This is a genomic window from Neisseriaceae bacterium, assembly GCA_016864895.1.
In the GTDB taxonomy this organism is placed as follows: domain Bacteria; phylum Pseudomonadota; class Gammaproteobacteria; order Burkholderiales; family Neisseriaceae; genus QFNR01.
The window spans coordinates 1,018,893-1,041,686 of the sequence record CP046107.1; the positions used below are offsets into that span (position 1 = coordinate 1,018,893).

Here is a 22,794-nt window from a genome sequence, read left to right on the forward strand (position 1 = left end):
TCAAGCTAATGTACGAATAAACGTTAATGATTGTTCATTAGAAGTTTATTAAGTTTAGTCAAAAACAAATAGTCAAGAAATTTGAAACCAATATAGTTTGCATTATTTTTTTTAATTGATTATGTCTTGGTCGTTTTGTTTTTTAGGCCCCAAAGGACCCTCTCCGGTAATTTTTAATTGTTGAGATTCAATCCATTCCTCACATTGGTGCATCATTTCTTTAGCATCACCTATTTTATAAGAAATAGGTTTCCCAATAATAAATTTAGCCGTTCCCGGGTATTTAACTAACCCTTTGGACCAAAATTCACCACTATTGGTTGCAATAGGTAAAATATTCATTTTCAATGCTTGAGCCATATTGGCAGCACCGTAGCGATATTTACCCTTTCTCCCTGGTGGAACTCTTGTCCCTTCTGGAAATATGTTAATCCAAAAACCATCTTTTTTTCTTTTATGTGCTGTTTTAATTAACTGTTCCCTAGTCTTAGGGTTTTTCTTATCACGATCAATAGGAATAGAATTCATAATGTATAAGCTAATACCTAGGATGGGAAACCATAATAGCTCTTTTTTCATAATAAAAACTTGACTAGGCAGAAATCTTTGTAAAGCAAGTGTTTCATATCCAGATTGATGTTTACAGCAAATAATAGTAGGCTCATCAGGAACATTTTCCAACCCATGTACTTCGTATCTTAGACCTATTATTTTATCAATTAAAAACACGAATGTTGTATTCCAAAAGGCACCAACATTATGACGCTGTCTACGTGGTAAAACGGCAGAAAAAAGAATAGGAATAAACCATATGATGGTAAAAGGAGTAAAAACTAACCATAAAAGAAGGCTTCTTATTATTGCCATATCTATCTCACTTTTGTTTCGTTGCACTATAAAGACATTTTTTTCCAAATTTTATACTCTAATTGCATGATTTATTCAAGCAAATATCTTGGGCAAAGGACCATAAGTCATTATAAACCATTGTTTTTTCAGGTATTTTTTGCTCATAGAGTGTTTTCTTTCCTTTTCCTGTCAGTACCAGTATTGGAATCCCACCTGCTTCATGAATGCATTGCAAATCTCTTAGACTGTCACCAACCATATAGGTTTCACTTGCTGCGATATTTAACCTTTGCAGTATATCATCAATTAAACCAGTTTTAGGTTTTCGGCATTGACAGTTATCCTGCTCTGAATGAGGACAAAACCATATTCCTTCTATTTCCCCCCCTGCATTTTTGATGTGTTTTAACATTTTACTGTGAATTTGATTCAAGTCATTGATAGTAAATAGTTTTCTTGATATACCTGACTGATTAGTGGCAATAGCAACAAGGTAATTGTATTGATTAAAAAAAGCAATTGCATCTGCACTATTAGGGATGGGGATCCATTCATCTGGATTTTTAATAAATTCATCACTGTCATGATTAATGACACCGTCTCTATCAAGGATAACTAGTTTCATTGCTTGCATTGTAATCCATTCATTAAAAAATTTTTCATAACTCCTTTAGCAGATCGAACCATATAGCTTGACCATTTGATATCTAAGTGCCCTTTTTTTTCATGACGTATATTGCTTGGGAAATTTTCACAATCTTCAAGAGCAATGAAGGGGTGCATGTGCAATATTTTAGTATTTTTTTGTTGTTCAAAATATAACCAATCATCAGCAGTAACATGTATCATCTGTGATTGTAATTTCTTGGCTCCTTGTAGGGTAATGATATAAGCGACAGTACCACAACTAAATTGTTTCCATGGTTTCCCAAATTGATAATTTAAGCAAGTATAAGTATGTTTAATGGGAAGCCTACGATAATGGTAAGCTAAATCTTTCTCTAAGATTTTAACATAACCGAGTATTAGTACATCAAATTCAGTATTTTTTTGAATAGTACCAATATGACTCAATAGTGGCAACGGGTTGTTAATCAATTTAAAATCATCTTCTAATATTAGGGAAAAAGGAATTTGTTGAGCGATAATCTTGTTATAAATTTTCTGGTGTCCGAGTGCACAAGCAATCTCGGTATTACTTAAAAATTTGTTTTTTTGTTTTGCTTTATCAGTTGGTTGATAGGCAGCAGATGTTTCCCATTTTGTTTTATTCCTAAAATCCAAAGCATCCACACATTCAAAGGGTAGAGCATATTCAATACACTGACTAAAGGCTGATTGCCGTCTATTGACCGCATCAGGTAAAGACAGAATAAAAATGTTAGGAAGATTCATGTTTGATCAAAAAGCCAAGTAACATATAAACTGTCATCATATAAAATATCATACCTAATGGCAATCTTAGAAAAGAATCAGATAAACAAAATGTGAAAATATTAAAAATGAGAATATAGCCCAATATAGAAATAGTCTCATTATGTTGTCTATATTTATAAAACATATGCAGTGGTACAAATAGGATAGACAAGGTTGCTAAAAATAAGAAAATACCTTTTTTTACCAATACATCCAAAAATTGATTGTGGGCATGCACAAAGGGAACAGCCTCGGGAATAATTAAACCATTTTTTGCTTGTAATTCTTTAACAAAAATATAATTGGCATTTCCCCAGCCTAATAAAGGTTTTTGTAAAAAACCATCAATAGCACTTTTCCAAAACTCAAAACGTAGTCCAATAGAAGAGTTAGGATTGCTATCCTGAAAATACCAAATCAAATCAGTTCTAATCTGATCCAATCTTACAGAGATCCCTGTGTCATATAGAAATAAAAATGACATGAAAATTATGAGTATAATGGGAAGAAATAGTGTTGTGATGAGCTTAGGTATATGTGCGAGATAATGAATAAAAAGTACTATAAATACTATAGGAAAACATAACCAGGCACCGCGAGAGCCAGTTAAAACACTGGCAGTTACGCCAAGTAAAAAAGTCATTAAGGTGAATAGGCTATAAATTTTGTTTCGTTTATAGGCATCAAAGAATAAAGTGAGGCAGAAAAGTGATAATGTAATCACGATCCCAGCAGCAGGAATGACTGGTTGTTGTGTTTCCAATGCACGTTCGGTACCTTGTACGTATTTATCATACAAAGCATAAATACCAATAATGATGGTCGCAATGGGAAATATATAATTAAGTGATTTAGTATAGTTGAGAGTATGACAAAAGAATAAAAAAGCAGGTAACAAAATCAGGGGAATTAATTCAAATTTAATACTACTAAAACTTTCTCCATGAATCAAAGCCAATACAGATGCGGTAATGGTATAAGTTGAAAAAGTATATAAAATAATAAGATGATCTTTATTGATTTTAAAAGAGTGTATTATAAAGCTGTTGTGTACCAACAATATAATACCAAAAATAGAAAAAATAGTAGGAATAATAAAATAAAAGTTTCTTTGTGAGACAATCACTAAGGTAGAAAAAAATACCAATAGCAGAACATAGCCTATTCTTTCTATTGTTTTTGATGGTGCAAACATGATTAGTCTCACTGATTTAGTGTTGCATGACAACAAAAAACGCTCTATATCGTAAGGTTAGAACATACCAAAAAGAACTTTATTCATCTGAAATAATTTTTACACTGCATTTTTATCAGCCTCACCAGTACGGATTCTCACTACACGTTCTAACGGAGTGACGAAGATCTTACCATCTCCCATTTTTCCTGTGGCAGCAGTAAGAATAATCACATCGATAACTTTTTCTACATCCTCCGATCTGATGGCAATATCAAGACGAATTTTAGGTAAGAAATCTATTGCATATTCTGCACCACGATAAATTTCTGTATGGCCTTTCTGGCGGCCAAAGCCTTTCACTTCTGTTACAGTCATTCCTTGAATGCCAATCTCTGATAATGCTTCTCTAACATCATCTAATTTAAACGGTTTAATGATTGCCGTTACTAATTTCATGTTATTCTCCGATAGTTAATATTTATTTTTTTTAATTTAGTTTCTTTTTGTAGTAGGTCGAGAAAAAAACATCCAATGTTGGAATACAATAGTGCTTTTTTTATATTGTACTACCATTTCGTAAAAGATCGGAGAATAACCCTTTTAATTCGAACTTATCTAAAATTAGTAAGCAACCCACCGATACAAAATAGGTAATAAGAGTGCCAAAACAACACTTATAATAAGTCCTGCCAATGCCTTAGTTACATCACTTCTAACTATTTTTGCTGTTTCATTAAGTGGTGGAGAATACATAAGAAGCGATATAGCAAACTCTCTACCAGCTAGTAATCCCAAAAATACCCAAGTAGTACTCATCGGTACATGGCTCCATTCTTTGAATACTAAGAGGATAATTGCATAGATAAAATCAATAATAGTGGCAGCTCTTATATCTACTGTTCCTGTCTTATTAGTGACAATCTTTTGTATGGCGCCCCCACTTTTATAAAATATTAGGGCAAGTGTAAGTAAAAAGACAGCTAATGCAACAATCATCCAATTAGCAGAGACTTGTCTCGGTAAAAAGACAAAAATATTTGCTAGATCCTGTATTAACCATTGACTCCATAAAAAACCGGTTGAAATCCATTGTAAAACAATCCAATATTTAGGAGCAGTCTGATCTCCTGTGCGATTAAAGTAGCGAATGGTATGACTAAAGACAAATCTATAAAGCAAAATTGCTAACACAAAAGCTACGACGTAACCCATAAGTGACTTTAGCAACATTTTTTCTAGATTGCTAGGAGCAAAAATAGTTAGAATAAGGAAAGTTGTACTAACAGGAATCCCGTAACGAGTTAAGATTAAAATCACTATTGGTGGAATGATGTATAACCAAGTTAACCCACCACTCGGGAAAGGGATTGAATCTAGACGATGATATGAAGCATCTTGTAAGGTTCCTGAACCAAGCCAACCATACATTAGAACAAAAATTAAAATCAAAGAGATAAAAAGCCACAACATCCACCATGGCTTATTTTTATTTGATGAGATAAATGTTCCTAAAGTTTGAATGGCGTCATTGGCGACAATAGAATAAGCGGCTAAGCAAAAACCGACAATCATAATAATAAGCTGGGGATTTGTCATGGTGATTTTCCAATAAGTTACAATAAACTTGGCCATTAAACAATAGTAATATGACAGCAGTACGACACATTACTATGCTATGATTTTATTTGATTTTTTTTGTGTGATTGTATTGAGATAGAATCATAGATTGTCAGGAAAGAGTTAAATAACTTTTTTTGACGATGGTCATGGATATTGGGGTAGATTCTTACTTCTTAAGTTTTTCATAGATAATAAACTCAAAACACCTTAAATTATTTATCTGAATTTTGATTCGGATCCTTTATGCCAACTGAGTAATTTCAGGTAGCATGTATTTTATTTGAAACAGATTTAATTGGTATGAATTTAATTTACTCTAAATACTCAAATTTTGTTTATAAAAAAACAAGAAAGATCCAGAAAATTTTCATAGAGAAAAAGATAAGAGATATGGAAGTTTTCAAAGATCATTAATTAATTTTAGGTTGACTAGTGAACACAGTTTTTTGCTTAGATTTAAGAAGGAAAATATTTCTGATAGCAATCAAATTATGAGCCTGAAATTAAGTTTTCATAGGAATGATGATGAGCATAATCATACATAAAAATAGTGGAGAATTTACCATGAGGATTTTTATACAGAAATTGTAGATTAAGTAGGAATTTAAATTAACAACCATTGACTTTAGTTCAAAAAATAGTTTTTGATTTGTTTTTGATCAAATAAAAAGTCAAAAAATCTATCTCACTGTTAGTTCTTTCATTAGATGAGACATTTTCCTCACTAGATCAAAAAAAGCCACCATCTTTCTTAGAGTTAGAGTAAATATTTGACTAGTTCAAGCTCCCCCCAACAATAGGGGGTACTAAACCAAAACCTTCATACAGCTTTAAATTACCATTTTTAATACTGAGCATTTACTCAAAATTTACCTGATAGATGTTAGATTGGCTTCCATGTCCGGATTGTTAGTAGCAGTTCGGTTGATTTTTATAAATAAATATCTAGGAGATAAGTTATGAGAGTAGCACAAAAAGGTTTTACCTTAATTGAGACAATGGTCGTATTGGTCATTATCGGGATAGTGGCAGCGTTCACACTTCCTAAATTCTATGAATATATTGCTAAAACGCAGGTAGCAGAAGGCATTCAAATGGCTACCAATGCTAAGATAACGATTACAGATAATTTGCAAAATGGACGTTGTACGGATCCCTATGCACAGGTCAATAATACGATTACTGGACGTTATGCTCAGTTAGTCATTTCAGATGACCCAAGTAAAGATAAAGGCTCCTCTATCGAAACGAATACCAATGGTTGTGTGGTGACAATTACTTATGGTCGTGGTGTTGATGCTAGTGGTAACTCATCAGGTGCTAGTAAGTATATCAATAACCAAGCCTTGGTATTGAATATGTTGTACAACGGTAGCTATGAAATCGATGGAGCTACAACCCTACCTCTTCAATATAGACCAAAGTCTTTAGTATCAACTTTCAAGTAAAAAAATACTGATGTTCACCCCGTCCTTCTGGTCGGGGGTGTACTAGGTGAAACTGACAAATGTTTAGGAGACAAATATGAAAGAATCACAGAAAGGCTTTACCTTAATTGAGGTAATGGTCGTATTAGTCATTATCGGGATAGTGGCAGCGTTCACACTTCCTAGATTTTATGAATATATTGCTAAAACGCAGGTAGCAGAAGGCATTCAAATGGCTACCAATGCTAAGATAACGATTACAGATAATTTGCAAAATGGACGTTGTACGGATCCCTATGCACAGGTCAATAATACGATTACTGGACGTTATGCTCAGTTAGTCATTTCAGATGACCCAAGTAAGGATAAAGGCTCCTCTATTGAAACCAATACCAATGGTTGTGTGGTGACAATTACTTATGGTCGTGGTGTTGATGCTAGTGGTAACTCATCAGGGGTTAGTAAATATATCAATAACCAAACCTTGGTATTGAATATGTTGTACAACGGTAGCTATGAAATTGATGGAGCGACAACGCTACCTATTCAATATAGGCCAAAATCTATAGCACAAGCTTTAGGTAATAGTAATCAAGCATCATTAGAGTCCGATGAAGTTAAGGCGGAATCACTACTGCCAGTTGTAAGTGAAACTACACCAGTAGCGGTATCAGAATCAGATAAAGTGACACCTACAGAAGAGGCATCAACACCGGCAGTAAGTGAAACTACACCAGTAGCGGTATCAGAATCAGATAAAGTGACACCTACAGAAGAGGCATCAACACCGGCAGTAAGTGAAGCTACACCAGTAGTGGCATCAGGATCTGATGAAGTGAAACTTGCAGAAGAGTTATCAATACCAGTTATAAGTGATAGTACGCCAGTAGCGGTATCAGAATCATCTGAAGTGACACCTACAGAAGAGGTATCAAAACCGGCGGTAAGTGAAACTGCTCCAGTAGCGACACCAAAATCTGCTGAAGTGACACCTACAGAAGAGGTATCAAAACCGGCGGTAAGTGAAACTGCTCCAGTAGCGACACCAAAGTCTGCTGAAGTGACACCTACAGAAGAGGTATCAAAACCGGCGGTAAGTGAAACTGCTCCAGTAGCGACACCAAAATCTGCTGAAGTGAAACCTACAGAAGAGGTATCAAAACCGGCGGTAAGTGAAACTGCTCCAGTAGCGACACCAAAGTCTGCTGAAGTGACACCTACAGAAGAGGTATCAACACCGGCTGTCAGTGAAACTGCTCCAGTAGCGACACCAAAATCTGCTGAAGTGACACCTACAGAAGAGGTATCAACACCGGCTGTCAGTGAAACTGCTCCAGTAGCGACACCAAAGTCTGCTGAAGTGAAACCTACAGAAGAGGTATCAACACCGGCTGTCAGTGAAACTGCTCCAGTAGCGACACCAAAATCTGCTGAAGTGACACCTACAGAAGAGGTATCAAAACCGGCGGTAAGTGAAACTGCTCCAGTAGCGACACCAAAATCTGCTGAAGTGAAACCTACAGAAGAGGTATCAAAACCGGCGGTAAGTGAAACTGCTCCAGTAGCGACACCAAAATCTGCTGAAGTGAAACCTACAGAAGAGGTATCAAAACCGGCGGTAAGTGAAACTGCTCCAGTAGCGACACCAAAGTCTGCTGAAGTGACACCTACAGAAGAGGTATCAAAACCGGCGGTAAGTGAAACTGCTCCAGTAGCGACACCAAAGTCTGCTGAAGTGACACCTACAGAAGAGGTATCAAAACCGGCGGTAAGTGAAACTGCTCCAGTAGCAACACCAAAGTCTGCTGAAGTGACACCTACAGAAGAGGCATCATCACAAGCTTCTGATCCTTTTGCTCAGCTTGCAATGCTAAATGAAGAAGATATGGAAATAATGTCTTCACTTGGAGTATCGGGTACAGAATATTTAGCAATTAAGCCACAATGTAAGGATTCACCAGATCTTGTAAGTTGTATTCAAGACAAGTTATTCGATAAAGTAGGCGTATAGTAGTACCGATTATTAAGGTTATTTGATGAGATATGTGTAAGGAATTTTTCGATACCAATGATTGTAAGAAAATCGATGTCATTTGTACCTAGTCCTAAAGCTTAAGTGTTGTAGTGAACTACTCCTATGAGTTAAGGCTATATCACAAAAAAAAGAGCAACAGGTCAAAGGTTTCTTAAACTGTTTCACTTGTTAATGATTAGTAGTTCTATTTGTTTAAATTGGCACCATATTCCACTCTTTTGGCTGATGCCTAAGGGAAGGAATATGGTGTCAGTTTATTGAAAAAGTTTTAATCTAAATTTATTATGAAATAATATAAAAATTAAGTCTGGGTTATTTCTACCCATTGACTATTTTCAGAAAGACTTTATGTCATCTTGAATACTACCCAGTCTCTTAAATCTTATATAAATTATAAATCTGATAACAAATTTATATTAATCAAAACCAGATTGAAATAAATAGTGAATGCCTAAATTATTACTTTGTATTGAATATTTACTCAAATTTTACTCAAAAAATGATATGAAATGATTACGATGAAAATTGTAATTGGTCAAACATATTTAGTTCGTTTTTTAGTTCGTTTTGCCAATTTAGTTTTTAAGGTTACTATTGCCGCTCCTATTTAGGAGCGATTTATTAGCAGTTTTTAATTAGTTTCTTTGTTTTTTGAATAAGGATTGACGTATGAAAGAATCACAGAAAGGCTTTACCTTAATTGAGGTAATGGTCGTATTAGTCATTATCGGGATAGTGGCAGCGTTCACACTTCCTAGATTTTATGAATATATTGCTAAAACGCAGGTAGCAGAAGGCATTCAAATGGCTACCAATGCTAAGATAACGATTACAGATAATTTGCAAAATGGACGTTGTACGGATCCCTATGCACAGGTCAATAATACGATTACTGGACGTTATGCTCAGTTAGTCATTTCAGATGACCCAAGTAAGGATAAAGGCTCCTCTATTGAAACCAATACCAATGGTTGTGTGGTGACAATTACTTATGGTCGTGGTGTTGATGCTAGTGGTAACTCATCAGGGGTTAGTAAATATATCAATAACCAAACCTTGGTATTGAATATGTTGTACAACGGTAGCTATGAAATTGATGGAGCGACAACGCTACCTATTCAATATAGGCCAAAATCTATAGCACAAGCTTTAGGTAATAGTAATCAAGCATCATTAGAGTCCGATGAAGTTAAGGCGGAATCACTACTGCCAGTTGTAAGTGAAACTACACCAGTAGCGGTATCAGAATCAGATAAAGTGACACCTACAGAAGAGGCATCAACACCGGCAGTAAGTGAAACTGCTCCAGTAGCGACACCAAAGTCTGCTGAAGTGACACCTACAGAAGAGGTATCAAAACCGGCGGTAAGTGAAACTGCTCCAGTAGCGACACCAAAGTCTGCTGAAGTGACACCTACAGAAGAGGTATCAAAACCGGCGGTAAGTGAAACTGCTCCAGTAGCGACACCAAAGTCTGCTGAAGTGACACCTACAGAAGAGGTATCAAAACCGGCGGTAAGTGAAACTGCTCCAGTAGCGACACCAAAGTCTGCTGAAGTGAAACCTACAGAAGAGGTATCAAAACCGGCGGTAAGTGAAACTGCTCCAGTAGCGACACCAAAGTCTGCTGAAGTGACACCTACAGAAGAGGTATCAAAACCGGCGGTAAGTGAAACTGCTCCAGTAGCGACACCAAAATCTGCTGAAGTGAAACCTACAGAAGAGGTATCAAAACCGGCTGTCAGTGAAACTGCTCCAGTAGCGACACCAAAATCTGCTGAAGTGACACCTACAGAAGAGGTATCAAAACCGGCGGTAAGTGAAACTGCTCCAGTAGCGACACCAAAATCTGCTGAAGTGACACCTACAGAAGAGGTATCAAAACCGGCGGTAAGTGAAACTGCTCCAGTAGCGACACCAAAGTCTGCTGAAGTGACACCTACAGAAGAGGTATCAAAACCGGCGGTAAGTGAAACTGCTCCAGTAGCGACACCAAAGTCTGCTGAAGTGAAACCTGTAGAAGGGTTATCAACATCAACAAGTGATAATGATCAAGTGGTACCAGAGTCTGATGAATTGGAATATACAGGAGAACCCAACATCAGAGCTGGAGGGAAGTGGGTTGCACACGAGAAAACTCAACTTCCAGCTTGGGTTGATAGTATTCCAGCTTGGATGAAGCCTTCTATGCATATATATCCTCGGAGATGACCAAGCGACCGAAGTCATGATATTGATGACCACATTAATATCGCTATCATACATTGTTTTGTACATAGGCCATTACCACTTTCTAGTGGTAATGTTAAGATGAGAGTATAGTAACAATGGTACCAATTACAGAGGTTTTTGTCTTTAATCAAAAAGCAGAAGCTATCTCATACGAGTCATACTAATTATTTTCAGTTACTTTTTGATGCCACATTATCCTCAATGCGGAAATTGTTTATGTATTGCATAGTATCTGTGACATGAACTAGATCTGCAACCATGATATTTTTAGTGGCGTCGATATCTTTGTGGTGTGAAACACTACACTCAACATATGTCTATTTTTACTATGGTAGGTCATAAGATCATGTGAAAATCAAGGATTGCCTAGATTCCATTTGAGATAATACCCTGAGGGAGGGAATGTGGTACCAGTTTATTGAAAAAGTTTTAGTCTAAATTTTAGATGAAATATATAAATAAATTAAGTTTGGATTATTTCATTTACTCAAAAAATGATATGAAATAATTACAAGATGAAGTTAAGGTAGAGTACCACTACTCACTTTAAATGAGAGGAATCAACTGGTGGGGTCAGAATCCACTGAAGTCGAAGATAAAGAGGGGGGTGTCACCGTCACTTATTCCAAGTGAAGTGCCTTCCTAAAATAATTGACTCTTTACCCAAAAATACTGGCAGACTTCATTTTAAGTTTAGTGGAAAAATAAGTTCACCATAGATACAAATGGAAAATGCTGTTGTATTATTAATTGAAAATTAAAAGGAGGTGTTATGAAAAGAAGTTTATTATTGTTGCCATTGTTGATATTTAGTTTTAACCAAGCCACTGCTAAATATGTAGAGACTGAGGAGGATAGTGAATGTTATGATCAAGCTCAGGGTAGTATGGTAGATATAGCTTTATGTTTCGAAAGTTCTGGAAACAAGGTATATAATAATATTGAAAAAAGAATTAAGCAATTGAACAAGCAAAAGAATTATACTTATACAATAAAATGGTTAGAACAATCACATGATAAATTAAAAGAACAATGTAGAAAAAAGTATTACAAAGACGGAGACTACATAAGTTATGCACAAATGGAAGAATGTGTTAGAGACGGTCTATCTACATTAGAAGAAAAATTTTTCACTAAAAAAATAAATACCCATTGATGAGGGAGGCATTACATTCCCTTTCTTTGAATAATTTTTGTTTTTGGGAAGTTCGCTATCATTTATACTTGTTTTCACAGAGTTTAAATTCAGTCACTGTGTTATTGCCTTTTGTCTTTAACAATTTGAGATTTGTTGCATAAGCTTTTGTTATATATTTCTTTTAACTTGTTTCCTTATCTTTTTAGCTTTCATTCTTAACCCCTTCTTGTACGAAAACTAATTGTCCCTGTATATTTTGGGACAATTCGGTGAGTTTTCTGGTGATGAGTACCTACGTTTTAGGTATTCTCAACTTTTTTGATTATTGAGGGATGAGTCTTTAGGTTGCTAAGTTATTGTTAGCAATTTTGTAATTTTTTATTCTTGATCTCTAATTTTGATCACATACCTAATTAATTGTATTGGGGGAGAAATGAACTTTCGGAAATGTTACGTTGAAAATGATTATTGATTTGAATAAATATTGAAATTTTAATTTAAATATCAAAAATTTATTATTTATTTTCAAGAAAATTACTATGCATAAGATATTTACTTTTTAATCGGAGATAGAATATCACCTCTCACGAGTTGAGATAGTTGTGAAAGACGTAATATGTGAAAGATCAAATTCTCAATTTATGCTATAAGTTCAATTGTCAAAGGAATATTTTAGGTGCAACGCATGTTTTAATGAATGTCACATATTTCAATTCTATATTGACCACTTTAGGCATCTTTGACCGGACTTTTATTTTAGGCAAGATAAACGAGTACTTGAGGAGTAATATCAGTCAGTTATCGATATTAAAGATCTTTAGACTGTTATACCATAGTTGCTGTTTTAAAAGATCAGGATCAACACAAACTAGGGATTGTAGTGTATCAAAGATTAAAGGAATATTTGCAGGGTGATTTGGTTTTCCTTGCTGATGATTAAGTGGCATGTCTGGTGCATCTGTTTCTAGTACCATCACATCTAAAGGTAATTGACTAATGGTAGTTCTTGTTTTAGTTGCTCTCGGATAAGTAATTGTACTACCAACACCTATTGAAAAACCTATGTCAATATAACGTTTTGCTTCTTGATAGCTACCAGAAAAACCATGAATGATACCAGAAATATTATATTTTTTGATAAAGGAGTAGATTTCGTTATGACAATGTCTTGCATGGATTGAAACAGGTAGTTTTAATTTTTCTGCGATTTGAAGTTGTTTATTAAAATACTCACATTGTAGTTTCCATTGTATTGGGTCAGTGAGTTCTTTAATATACTTATCCAGTCCTATTTCTCCGATACCAACACAATATTTTGAATCTTGCTGGGCTAAAGCTGATAAATATTCTAAGTCAGATAGATTGTGTTGTTTCAAGTATAAGGGATGTAGACCTAATGTGTAGTAAAATAAGGTATTATTAGTATGGCACAGTTGTATAATATTTTTAAATTGATCATAGTGGACGCCCATTAACATCACTTTAAATACATCCACCTTGATGCATTTTAAGGTGAATTCCACTAAAGATTCTCCAGTTTGAGCAAGCAAAAAATCTGTATGTGTGTGAGTGTCAAAAAAAGCAGGCATTATTCTTTGACTGTTTTTGGTAGCCAAGCCCAAGTCATTTGAATTTCCACGGGTTCTATGTTAGCCTCATCCGTAATTTTGACAGGGACAACAAAATACCCTCTCTCATCATCAGCAAGTTGTTGAGCCATTTGTTCATTACAAAACGCGGTAGCTGTTAAATTACCTGTAGCAATTTTAGTATATCGAATATGCATCTCTTTCAATAAGATTATCTTATCATCCGGACAATTCAAGCTCGTGACAAATCCTGTAGCTGTTTCTGCAATTAAGGCAGTAGCACAGGCGTGTATACCTTTAATATGGTTTTGTACTTTTTTACGATTGTTGATGGATACTATTACTTCTTCACGAGTTAATTTTTTAAATTGAGCGCCTGCAGTGTTGATAAAAGGAACGAATCGACCTAATACCTTCGACATTAGCCATAGCCTTATAGAACTCGGTAATGACTTTAATTTTTTAGTTTGTTTGTAAATGGTATTTTCGATACGCATTTTCTACTCCTGAGATGGGAATTATCTTACATAATAGTATTCAATATTATCAAACTTTCAGTTATCATAAAACAAGAGTATTTTGCGAACAAGGTTTTTATGATGGCCACAAGGGTACGATTTACAAAAATGCATGGACTGGGTAATGATTTTATGGTGATTGATGCTATTAATCAGTTATTCATTCCAGATACTGAGTTAATTAAGTTATGGGCTAATCGTCATACCGGGGTAGGATTTGATCAACTACTATTGGTTGAACACTCACAGAGGGCTGATTGTGATTTCAAATATCGTATTTTTAATTGTGATGGTGGAGAAGTTGAACAATGTGGTAATGGTGCAAGATGTTTTGCAAAATATGTGATAGAAAAAGGCTTAACGGATAAACAGGAGATTCGGGTAGAAACTAAGAAAGAAGTTCTCATATTAACAGTTCAAGATGATGATTTAATTAAAGTTAATATGAATCAACCAAAATTTACTTTTTCTGAGATACCCTTCATTCCCAAAAATAAAGATAACAATGATCCAGTTCAGATTGTATCTATTGGCGCATTAGCTTTACCTGTTACTTGTGTTAATGTTGGCAATCCTCATGCTGTTATTATGGTGGATGACGTAGAAAAAGCACCAGTCACAGTTTGGGGAAAAGGTGTTGAGTCTTCGGAACAATTTCCTGAAAAGACCAATGTAGGATTCATGCAAGTGATAGATAGAGAACACATAAAATTAAGAGTGTATGAACGTGGTACGGGGGAAACATTGGCTTGTGGTTCTGGAGCATGCGCTGCTGTAGTTGTAGGGATTTCCTTAGGTGTTTTAGATAATAAGGTAGTAGTCACATTACCAGGTGGAGATCTGGAAATTGCGTGGGAAGAAGGTAATGATATAACGATGATAGGCTCTGTAGCTTTTGTATTTGATGGGGTGATAAACAGTGCCTAAGCAAAATAATGATAAAATAAGACCCTTTGTCGAAGTTCAGCAGGCAGCTAATAAAGATATAATTGAAAACCTTGAGCTGAGATTACAAGAGATGTATCGTATTGCCGATGAGAATTTTTTACTGATTCAAAAAATTATAAATTTTGATCATGAGTTAATGGCCTGTAAAACAGTTAGACAAGTTTTAAATACGGTTAGGGAAAATTTCAATTGTGTTTTTAATATGCCGTACAACATTTTAAAAATTATTGTTGAACCTAAAGCAAGTATTAGGATTGCCGATGTAGATAGAGTCAATGATTTAGACCTGATCGAGTCGATCAAGTCAGTTAAAAAACCAGTGACAGGAACAAAATGTATTCATCCTGGTTTATACGATTGGTTTGATGCACATGTTAGAGTAGAAAGCTTCTTACATTTACCTTTAGTCGCTCAGGATAATTATTTAGGTTTACTATTGGTGGGGCATACTGATCCAGATTATTTTTCTGAAAATGCACCAACAGACTATGTCGAAATGATGGCAAAATCAGTTGCCATTACTTTAAATCGAATTCTAGGTCAATCAAAGCGGTGATGATTGACAAACATAATCAATAAACTGTCTAAAATAGTTAAAAAGGAGAAACGATTAACTATTGTCAAAAATAGATTAAACAAAAACAAAAAAGGTAGAGAAATCAATTTTACTAAAATAAAGGGACAGTTCTATCCCCCCCCATTAAAAGAAATTTTGGATAATAAGGAGTAAAATCTTATCCATTTTTAAATTGGCAATAACAAAAATAAGCCAGATTACGTTGTTAATATACCAAATGATTTTATGCAGGGTCGATTCTCTACTTGATATATTGGACGAAAAATAATGTTAATAAAATTAATATTTCTAATTTAAATTCATATGGTTATTTGTTTAGTTGGCACTGATATTACTGAAAAAAGAGGAGTTATAGTAACGATTCATAGTGGGGAATTAAATGCCAGAGGTTTTTTCGAGATGGAAAAGTTTGGTATGCTTTTGTTTTATAAGATATTTTAAGGTTGATCTATATCATGACACATAAGCTAGTGTGCTGTTAATTTGAGTCAGAATAGACATAAGAATAATTAATAAGAGCTAGAGGATAAATATCTTTGGCAAATAAAATCTTTTAAAGGTTTAGGAATCCTTTCTTTGATGGCTTCTTGGAATGTGTAAAAATTACTTGTTGTCGCTTGAGTGACTCTGATTTCAAAAGGAAAGATGATTAGTTCTCTATGCGTCAGTTTATGTAGAATAGGGTCTAGTTTAAGGACATTTTTTAAGGAATACTTGTTTTTTCTTAGCCAGTTAAATAAATCTTCCTCAGTGGTAAAAATAGGAGGGGTGAGTAATCCTGGCCATATTCCAGAGAGTTGCCGCTCGATCAAAAAAATTTGTTTATCATTAATAATCACTGGCCAAAAATAACACATTTTCTTTATTTTGATTGATTTTTTATGAATTGGGAAATCTGAAACTTTTTTCTGTTGTTTAGCTAGACAGAGTAGATTGACAGGGCATTGTGAGCAAAGAGGGTTATTTTTTGTACAAACAGTAGCCCCTAAATCCATCAATCCCTGAGTGTAGGCAGGCATATCACTAGACTGGACGGGTAATAATTGTTCAGCGAGTGTCCATAATTTTTTTTCATTACTATTTTCTGCAATATTAAAGGGTAATACAAAGACTCTACCTAAGATTCTTTTAACATTCCCATCTAAAATTGTTTCCTTTTGTTGGAAGGCAAAGGCAACAATTGCTGCAGCTGTTGTTCTGCCAACACCTTTGAGCTGTTCCCATTCAACTCGAGTCTTAGGAAAATGTAAACCGTAGTTTTGTATAATATATTGAGCAGAGATGTGTAAATTTTTTGCACGTGAATAATAACCGAGACCTGCCCATATTTGCAACACATCTTCTAATTTAGCTTGGCTTAGATCTTGTATGGTAGGGAATCTTCGAATGAATTTTGGAAAGTAATCCAAAACTGTTTGTACTTGTGTTTGTTGTAACATAACCTCAGAAACCCATATTTTATAGGGATCTGATACCTGCCATGGCAATTGATTACGACCTGAGTGTCGTTGCCATTTAATAATTAAATCTGCGAATTTGTCTACCATTTTATCACGTTAGAGTTTTTTGCTGAGGAAGTATTTTTTTGTATTCAATAGTTACTTATCTGTATGCCAAATTTTGTCATCTAAAGTAACTACAGTATTCTCATCAATACTTATTATCTTTTTGTTTTGATTTGTTATTTATTAAGTTTTGTATATTAAAAAAATCATTGCTAGAATCAGTTAATTTTTTATTTCTATTGAACCATTATATACAAAAAATAATTTATAAATAAAATCTAGAGGGATATTTTGGGGAAATTTGATAAGAAAGTTAGGAAATAATTATCTTGCTGTCCTTTAAGGTGGGGGTCGGAAAATAGTTTGCGTGAGTTATAGCGGAAACAAACTTGAGATTGTACAACGAATATAAAAGACTGCATTTTTTAAATTTTCTTTGGATTTACTAGGTCAGATATAACATTTTCATACTCTATGAACAACAAGAAATAATAGGGAATTGGTTCACTATCTTTTAGAAATTTTACATTTTACATAACAAAGAATTATGTAAGGTTTTTGTTCTGGATAACCATATGATTTACATTAAGTTACATAATTCGTATAGCTTTAGTGTCAATAATTTGGACTGATTCTAATAAAATTAAGGAAGGTATTTTTACTTGAATATTTTTCTAAAAAATCCTCTCTCACTCTTATCAATTTTTGTATGCCATTCATCTTGTTGTGGTAAACCTTTTGTGGGATTCAGTGACTGACTTTTTAACACATTATTGAAATCATTTAGCATTTTATTCTGACTGATTAACAATTCATTTTTATTTTTTCAAATATTAATTCTTGTTTAATCATTTCAATTCCATATTGTTTATCTGTAAGATCTGTTTGTAGCTATTCTAATTTTAATTCAATATCAAGTGTGCTTTTTGTTTGTTTAAGATCAGTCATCTTATTAGAAACCTCAGGAAAAAAACTCAAAATTTCACTGGCCTTAATTAGTTTTATTCTATTGTTAGCCAGTTTAAATGAAAGTTTACCTTCATCAACATACTTGTAAATAGTTTGTCTAGTTTTACTAATTTTTTTATCTCATTAAAAAACTTTTAGCACCTAAATTGAATTTGATCATTAGTAACATATGTCAATTTTGATATTCAACTAGTTTTAATTTTATTTTTGATGGGCTAATTTCTAGCAGCATTGACAAGGCTTATTCAAAGTAGATAAAGGTTTATATGAATAAAGCAAACTTAAAATATGTATTAGCAATGTGTTTATTGATTGACTGTAATTCTTATGTCAAAGAAGTAAAGAAAACAGATAAAGTAAATTTTGTTACAAAATCATTATTCTATAAATGATTGTTTTGCTTGCAAGTCTGATCTACATAAGGATTAAGGCCAGGCTGATAAAACTGTAATTATTACTTATGAGGGATAGGTATAAACTATTGATTTTTTTAATATTAAAATATGTTGACCTAAAATTATTATATGGTCACACATCATAAAATGATAATAATGAATATTTACTCAAAAAATAATATAATGAAGTCACAGTTTTCTAATAAAAATTAAATTTGTTAATCTCCCTTAATTTTAGTATTTTTTTTAAAGTAGTAGTACTAGGTGGTAAGTTATTAGTCCATGAATATAGCTTAATATTTCTGCAGGAGTATTATCGGTTATCCAACTGTATTAACAAAGTAAACTTATTTCAAGGAGGTCAAAAACTATCAGTTCTTTTGGCTAAATAATTAATTACAGGCATAGGTTATTGTGTTATGAAATTTAATTCCCATTTAAAAATTAGATTTTTTATTCATTTTACCGAAAAGTTGTTTGAAGGGTTAGTAATCCCTTTTTTTGTTATATATATTTCTGGTTATATTAATCCTACTGTAGTTGGATTATCTTTGTTGTTGATTACTATTATTTCCACAGTGGCTAGTTTATGGGGGGGATATATATCTGACCTCAAGGGTAGACGGAAAATCACTATTTATTCAGAGCTAGTTAAAACTGTTGCTCTGTTTTTTATATCTATTGCTATTTTTATACATATTAATTTTTATATAATAATATTATTATACTTAGTAATATGTACTCTAAATTCAGTAGTTAGTTCAGTGAGTGAGGCTTTTACACTTGATGTTTTAAAACAAGATCAAGCCAAGGATGTGTACAATATACTCTATTGGCTTACCAATCTCGGTAGGAGTGTAGGGACTATTTCGGGAGTAATCTTATATGATATGTATGGATTTAACTCTCTCACTTTCATTTGTGGTATTTTTTCATTAGTAAGCCTTTTTCTAGTTATTTCTAAATTACAAGAAACCGTGTTGGTCAAAGCAGACATACAATCAACACCTAATAATTTTATTAATCAATATAAAATTATATTTAAGGATAAAAAATTGTTATATTTGCTCTTAGCAAACACGCTTCATTTTGGGATATCAATACAACTGACATATTATATAGCGATGAGGCTGTCTATTGAGTTTCCTATGCAAAAAATTATTGCAGTTGGTACCTATGTAGTAGCCATTACTGGGATTCAGATGTTTGGTATTTTGAGACTCCAAACCAATTTTATGGTTATTTTATTAAGTCCATGGGTTCAAAGAGCAACTAAGTATATAAATAATTGGCACATATTTATTATTTTTCCTATTTTGGCTTCTATTTGTTTTGCCGTGATGATGGTGAGTAACTCCGCATGGATTCTTATGCTATCCATGACTTTCTATACTCTCTCTGAGATGGTGTATTTACCTGTGTTACAGTCGTTATTGGTATATGTGGCAGAAAAAAATTCTAGAGCTAAATATACTTCAATAAAATCATTAGATTTTCGTTTAGCAATGGTGATAGGGTCAATATTTATCATGATGTCAAAATTTTTCCCATCTTATGTTTTGGCTTATGTAATAATCATTATGGGATTAATGGTTACCTACTTTTCATTAAAATTAATTCAAAAAATAAACTAAATTTTCATCTTAGATTTTAATATTGAGGGGTGTAATTCTCAGCATTTGTAATATTTTAGGTAAATATTCTTGTAGTATCTAGTATCAGTCAGCCGTTAAAATAATTTAATCTATATTTTTCTCAAGATTGTCACCATGAGTACCATTATCTTTTGCGGATTTAAACATGTTACCTACCTGCAAATTATTAGCGTACATAATGACGTAGTTTTTACTAATCTGAGTAGAGATTTAAAGCTTTTTTTAACCCTTTTTTCTTAAACTTAGAAAAATAGAATCTTTGACAAATAAATTCTGTAAATAGATTCCTAAATTTTTTGAGATTTATCGTCATGTTTTACGATTGAAATTTCTAAATTCTAACTCATCTTCCATTGTTGTAAGTTGAACATTTTGCTACATCTGAATTTGAAACTGTTATTAAAACCCATTGTTATATTACCAAATAGTAGTTTTAATTGTCTTACTCTTTCAATATTAATATTGCTCAGTAATCTCAAAATATGAGTACAACGACAAAGTGAAAACGTAGATACCATTGTCAAAATGTTATTTATGGATTTTTTAATTCTCTACTATCTGATTGATTCCATAACGACAAGTTTAGATTCGGAACTGTATCACCTATTGGTTGGGGGTAATCACTGGAGCATAAAAATATTTGACCCATATTTGACATTTGAACGAACCACTGTTCTATATCTAACTTGAGTCACAACTAGATTTTTAATTATGCATAAATTAATTTATTCAAAAACAAAAATAATCATGGTAACACCATCATACACAGTGACACTAATATTTAATATTTTTAACCGAATCTGCTTATTTAATTCGATTTTTTCACAAGGTCATATAATAATTTGCCTTGTGAATGTAAATTATAAAACCCACTGTACAGAATAACGCTAATAAAATAGCAACACTATGTGGATTATGGGTAGATATTTTCCCTATAAGTGAGGCACTTAGCGCGGCACTCCCTAATTGTAAACTGCCCATAACACCGGCTGCTGCTCCAGCCGCTTGGTGGTGAGATGAAATTGCTAATGCAGTTCCTAATGGCAACAGAAAACCATTGCCGAAAGTGAGAATAGAAATGGTTATTAAGCTCGTTACAAGTGGCCATGGACTTATATATGTTTGTAGAGTAAATAAAATGGATCCTATAACAACAATAATATATCCGCGTCGGATAGTGTATTCCATAGGTTCCCGTTCAATCAATCTTCTCGCTACTAAGTTTCCCAAGACATAAGTTAGAGAAACGCCAATGTAACTATAGCCAATATATGAATGTGATAAACCCAGAGTTGTAAGAAAAAAAGGTGATTCCACGATGTAAGCAAAGTAAGTTGCATAGGCAAAACATGGTATCAACGCATAAAAGATAAACCGTTTATTTCTAATGACTTCTAAACTGTTCTTAATAATTCCTGTAGGAGTGAAAGATTGTCGTTGTGGAGGAGAAAGAGTCTCTGTTAATACAAAACAGCACAGTATAATGGTAAAAAATATAAAAAGGCTTAAAAATATAAATGTAGACTGCCAATTAAAAACTTGTAATAAAAATCCCCCAATTAATGGAGCAATTGCTGGTGATGTGCCTACAAAGGGGAAAATAACTAAATAAATCTTTCCTGCTTGTTCTTTATCCATTAAATCATTAATAACAGCACGACTTATAACAATACCAGCACAAGCTCCAAGACCTTGTAAAAAACGTAGTATAAAAAAAGCTTCAATATTAACTGTATAAATGATACCTACTGTAGAAAAAAGCCATAAAAGCAAGCCAAATAAAAGTGTTTTTTTACGCCCAAAATTATCACTGAGTGGTCCATAAATCAGTTGCCCAACAGCCAATGCAATTAAAAAAATAGCTATCGCATTTTGAATCTGACTTTCCGTTACTTGATAGTATTGACGCATATCCTCAAGTGCTGGTAAAAAAATATCAGTAGAAATCAAACCCCCAACTGATAAACATATAATAAATAGTACAAATAATGACGTTGGTTTATAAAGCATAGATTCAAATAACCCTAAAGTTTATTTTTGGAAAATCCTTACAGAAAAATAAAAAATTAAAATTATATTTTTTAAGATATTCAAAGTGTCCCTAAATAAAAATTAGGGCATTTATACTTTAACTTATTAGAGATTTTGGATAATATTGAATAGGATAGGATATGTCAATCTATCTATAAATAAAATATTTGGCAGTCACAGTATTGGGATTTAATGGGAATATTCCTCAAACAAAAAAAAGTGACGATTTTCAATCGCCACATTCCAGTTAAGAGTAAAAGTGGAATCTGGTGATATATCATTTTTTTTAATCTATGAATTCTGTTTGTAATAGATGGTTATTGGTAATGAATATTTTGTTATGATGTTGTAGGCAGATAATATATCTTCAGGCTAGGCATAGCAGGAGTAAAATATGATTCAATAAATAAAATATGGTCGTGTAATTATCAACCATCAGGAGAAATGCCATTTGTGGTAGGTTCTGTTCTTGAACACATCTGTCAGAGAGCATTCTGAACTGAACATAGTTTTTTAACATATTGCTCTTATTTTAAACATTGTAGTTACTCCTATTTTTTTTCTTCAATTAACTACATTTTCATAATGGTCTGTTTTAAGCCAATACAGATAATTATCATCTTTGCTGTAAGCCCCCCCCCTTTTTCAATTTAAATTAATACCTAAATGGTGAATATATATGGTGAATATATTCACAAAATGAAGCTGTTCTC

17 protein-coding genes are annotated in these 22,794 nt (G+C 33.4%); 7 read left to right on the forward strand and 10 right to left on the reverse strand.

What is annotated here, in order from left to right:
* Positions 1–111: 111 nt before the first annotated feature.
* The 6 genes from GKC53_04280 to GKC53_04305 form a co-directional block, all read right to left on the reverse strand.
* Entirely contained in the window at positions 112–867 is a 756-nt protein-coding gene (locus GKC53_04280) for a 1-acyl-sn-glycerol-3-phosphate acyltransferase (protein ID QRN41352.1), read from the reverse strand.
* A 58-nt stretch (positions 868–925) separates the two neighbouring features.
* A complete protein-coding gene (gene gmhB, locus GKC53_04285; protein ID QRN41832.1) occupies positions 926–1,474 on the reverse strand; it encodes a D-glycero-beta-D-manno-heptose 1,7-bisphosphate 7-phosphatase in 549 nt (182 codons plus the stop codon).
* Complete coding sequence (locus GKC53_04290; protein ID QRN41353.1) at positions 1,471–2,244, reverse strand: glycosyltransferase; 774 nt, start codon at positions 2,242–2,244, stop codon at positions 1,471–1,473. The genes gmhB and GKC53_04290 overlap by 4 nt, the downstream gene beginning before the upstream one ends.
* Positions 2,231–3,460 (reverse strand): hypothetical protein, encoded by a 1,230-nt coding sequence (locus GKC53_04295; GenBank protein QRN41354.1) that lies wholly within the window; start codon positions 3,458–3,460, stop codon positions 2,231–2,233. Before GKC53_04295 ends, GKC53_04290 begins: the two co-directional genes overlap by 14 nt.
* A 99-nt stretch (positions 3,461–3,559) precedes the next feature.
* The gene (gene glnK / locus GKC53_04300; protein ID QRN41355.1) at positions 3,560–3,898 is read right to left on the reverse strand and encodes a P-II family nitrogen regulator; all 339 of its coding nucleotides are present in this window, start codon (positions 3,896–3,898) and stop codon (positions 3,560–3,562) included.
* Positions 3,899–4,063: 165 nt separating this feature from the next.
* Positions 4,064–5,038 (reverse strand): hypothetical protein, encoded by a 975-nt coding sequence (locus GKC53_04305; protein ID QRN41356.1) that lies wholly within the window; start codon positions 5,036–5,038, stop codon positions 4,064–4,066.
* Positions 5,039–6,021: 983 nt separating this feature from the next.
* On the opposite strand from GKC53_04305, the gene GKC53_04310 reads away from it, so the two are divergent.
* The 4 genes from GKC53_04310 (at position 6,022) to GKC53_04325 (ending at position 11,912) form a co-directional block, all read left to right on the forward strand.
* Positions 6,022–6,510 (forward strand): prepilin-type N-terminal cleavage/methylation domain-containing protein, encoded by a 489-nt coding sequence (locus tag GKC53_04310; protein ID QRN41357.1) that lies wholly within the window; start codon positions 6,022–6,024, stop codon positions 6,508–6,510.
* A gap of 76 nt (positions 6,511–6,586) precedes the next feature.
* Positions 6,587–8,500, forward strand: a complete 1,914-nt coding sequence (locus GKC53_04315; protein ID QRN41833.1) for a prepilin-type N-terminal cleavage/methylation domain-containing protein — start codon at positions 6,587–6,589, stop codon at positions 8,498–8,500.
* A 693-nt stretch (positions 8,501–9,193) separates the two neighbouring features.
* Entirely contained in the window at positions 9,194–10,735 is a 1,542-nt protein-coding gene (locus GKC53_04320) for a prepilin-type N-terminal cleavage/methylation domain-containing protein (protein QRN41834.1), read from the forward strand.
* A gap of 793 nt (positions 10,736–11,528) precedes the next feature.
* Positions 11,529–11,912 (forward strand): hypothetical protein, encoded by a 384-nt coding sequence (locus GKC53_04325; protein QRN41358.1) that lies wholly within the window; start codon positions 11,529–11,531, stop codon positions 11,910–11,912.
* A 776-nt stretch (positions 11,913–12,688) separates the two neighbouring features.
* Here GKC53_04325 and GKC53_04330 read toward each other — a convergent pair.
* Positions 12,689–13,483, reverse strand: a complete 795-nt coding sequence (locus tag GKC53_04330; GenBank protein ID QRN41359.1) for a TatD family deoxyribonuclease — start codon at positions 13,481–13,483, stop codon at positions 12,689–12,691.
* Positions 13,483–13,980, reverse strand: a complete 498-nt coding sequence (locus GKC53_04335) for a DUF4442 domain-containing protein (GenBank protein QRN41360.1) — start codon at positions 13,978–13,980, stop codon at positions 13,483–13,485. The genes GKC53_04330 and GKC53_04335 overlap by 1 nt, the downstream gene beginning before the upstream one ends.
* A gap of 102 nt (positions 13,981–14,082) precedes the next feature.
* Here GKC53_04335 and dapF point away from each other — a divergent pair, with 102 nt between their 5' ends.
* Together dapF and GKC53_04345 are read left to right on the forward strand one after the other, a co-directional pair.
* Positions 14,083–14,928 carry a diaminopimelate epimerase gene (gene dapF / locus GKC53_04340; protein QRN41361.1) on the forward strand — a complete coding sequence of 282 codons (846 nt, stop codon included), beginning with the start codon at positions 14,083–14,085 and terminating at the stop codon, positions 14,926–14,928.
* A complete protein-coding gene (locus GKC53_04345) occupies positions 14,921–15,505 on the forward strand; it encodes a DUF484 family protein (GenBank protein QRN41362.1) in 585 nt (194 codons plus the stop codon). The genes dapF and GKC53_04345 overlap by 8 nt, the downstream gene beginning before the upstream one ends.
* Positions 15,506–16,035: 530 nt before the next feature.
* Here GKC53_04345 and mutY read toward each other — a convergent pair.
* The gene (gene mutY, locus GKC53_04350; GenBank protein QRN41363.1) at positions 16,036–17,073 is read right to left on the reverse strand and encodes an A/G-specific adenine glycosylase; all 1,038 of its coding nucleotides are present in this window, start codon (positions 17,071–17,073) and stop codon (positions 16,036–16,038) included.
* A gap of 1,741 nt (positions 17,074–18,814) precedes the next feature.
* Between mutY and GKC53_04355 the strand changes: the two genes are divergently transcribed.
* Positions 18,815–20,029, forward strand: coding sequence for an MFS transporter (locus GKC53_04355; protein ID QRN41364.1), 1,215 nt, complete (start codon positions 18,815–18,817; stop codon positions 20,027–20,029).
* Positions 20,030–20,872: 843 nt separating this feature from the next.
* On the opposite strand, the gene GKC53_04360 is transcribed toward GKC53_04355, so the two are convergent.
* Positions 20,873–22,060 carry a Bcr/CflA family efflux MFS transporter gene (locus tag GKC53_04360; GenBank protein QRN41365.1) on the reverse strand — a complete coding sequence of 396 codons (1,188 nt, stop codon included), beginning with the start codon at positions 22,058–22,060 and terminating at the stop codon, positions 20,873–20,875.
* Between the last annotated feature and the right edge of the window lie 734 nt (positions 22,061–22,794).

What these genes read in the sequence shown, in the direction of transcription:
- GKC53_04280 (QRN41352.1), bottom strand. Translation starts at nt 867, where the DNA reads ATGGCAATAATAAGAAGCCTTCTTTTATGGTTAGTTTTTACTCCTTTT.
- gmhB (QRN41832.1), bottom strand. Translation starts at nt 1,474, where the DNA reads ATGAAACTAGTTATCCTTGATAGAGACGGTGTCATTAATCATGACAGT.
- GKC53_04290 (QRN41353.1), bottom strand. Translation starts at nt 2,244, where the DNA reads ATGAATCTTCCTAACATTTTTATTCTGTCTTTACCTGATGCGGTCAAT.
- GKC53_04295 (QRN41354.1), bottom strand. Translation starts at nt 3,460, where the DNA reads ATGTTTGCACCATCAAAAACAATAGAAAGAATAGGCTATGTTCTGCTA.
- glnK (QRN41355.1), bottom strand. Translation starts at nt 3,898, where the DNA reads ATGAAATTAGTAACGGCAATCATTAAACCGTTTAAATTAGATGATGTT.
- GKC53_04305 (QRN41356.1), bottom strand. Translation starts at nt 5,038, where the DNA reads ATGACAAATCCCCAGCTTATTATTATGATTGTCGGTTTTTGCTTAGCC.
- GKC53_04310 (QRN41357.1), top strand. Translation starts at nt 6,022, where the DNA reads ATGAGAGTAGCACAAAAAGGTTTTACCTTAATTGAGACAATGGTCGTA.
- GKC53_04315 (QRN41833.1), top strand. Translation starts at nt 6,587, where the DNA reads ATGAAAGAATCACAGAAAGGCTTTACCTTAATTGAGGTAATGGTCGTA.
- GKC53_04320 (QRN41834.1), top strand. Translation starts at nt 9,194, where the DNA reads ATGAAAGAATCACAGAAAGGCTTTACCTTAATTGAGGTAATGGTCGTA.
- GKC53_04325 (QRN41358.1), top strand. Translation starts at nt 11,529, where the DNA reads ATGAAAAGAAGTTTATTATTGTTGCCATTGTTGATATTTAGTTTTAAC.
- GKC53_04330 (QRN41359.1), bottom strand. Translation starts at nt 13,483, where the DNA reads ATGCCTGCTTTTTTTGACACTCACACACATACAGATTTTTTGCTTGCT.
- GKC53_04335 (QRN41360.1), bottom strand. Translation starts at nt 13,980, where the DNA reads ATGCGTATCGAAAATACCATTTACAAACAAACTAAAAAATTAAAGTCA.
- dapF (QRN41361.1), top strand. Translation starts at nt 14,083, where the DNA reads ATGGCCACAAGGGTACGATTTACAAAAATGCATGGACTGGGTAATGAT.
- mutY (QRN41363.1), bottom strand. Translation starts at nt 17,073, where the DNA reads ATGGTAGACAAATTCGCAGATTTAATTATTAAATGGCAACGACACTCA.
- GKC53_04355 (QRN41364.1), top strand. Translation starts at nt 18,815, where the DNA reads ATGAAATTTAATTCCCATTTAAAAATTAGATTTTTTATTCATTTTACC.
- GKC53_04360 (QRN41365.1), bottom strand. Translation starts at nt 22,060, where the DNA reads ATGCTTTATAAACCAACGTCATTATTTGTACTATTTATTATATGTTTA.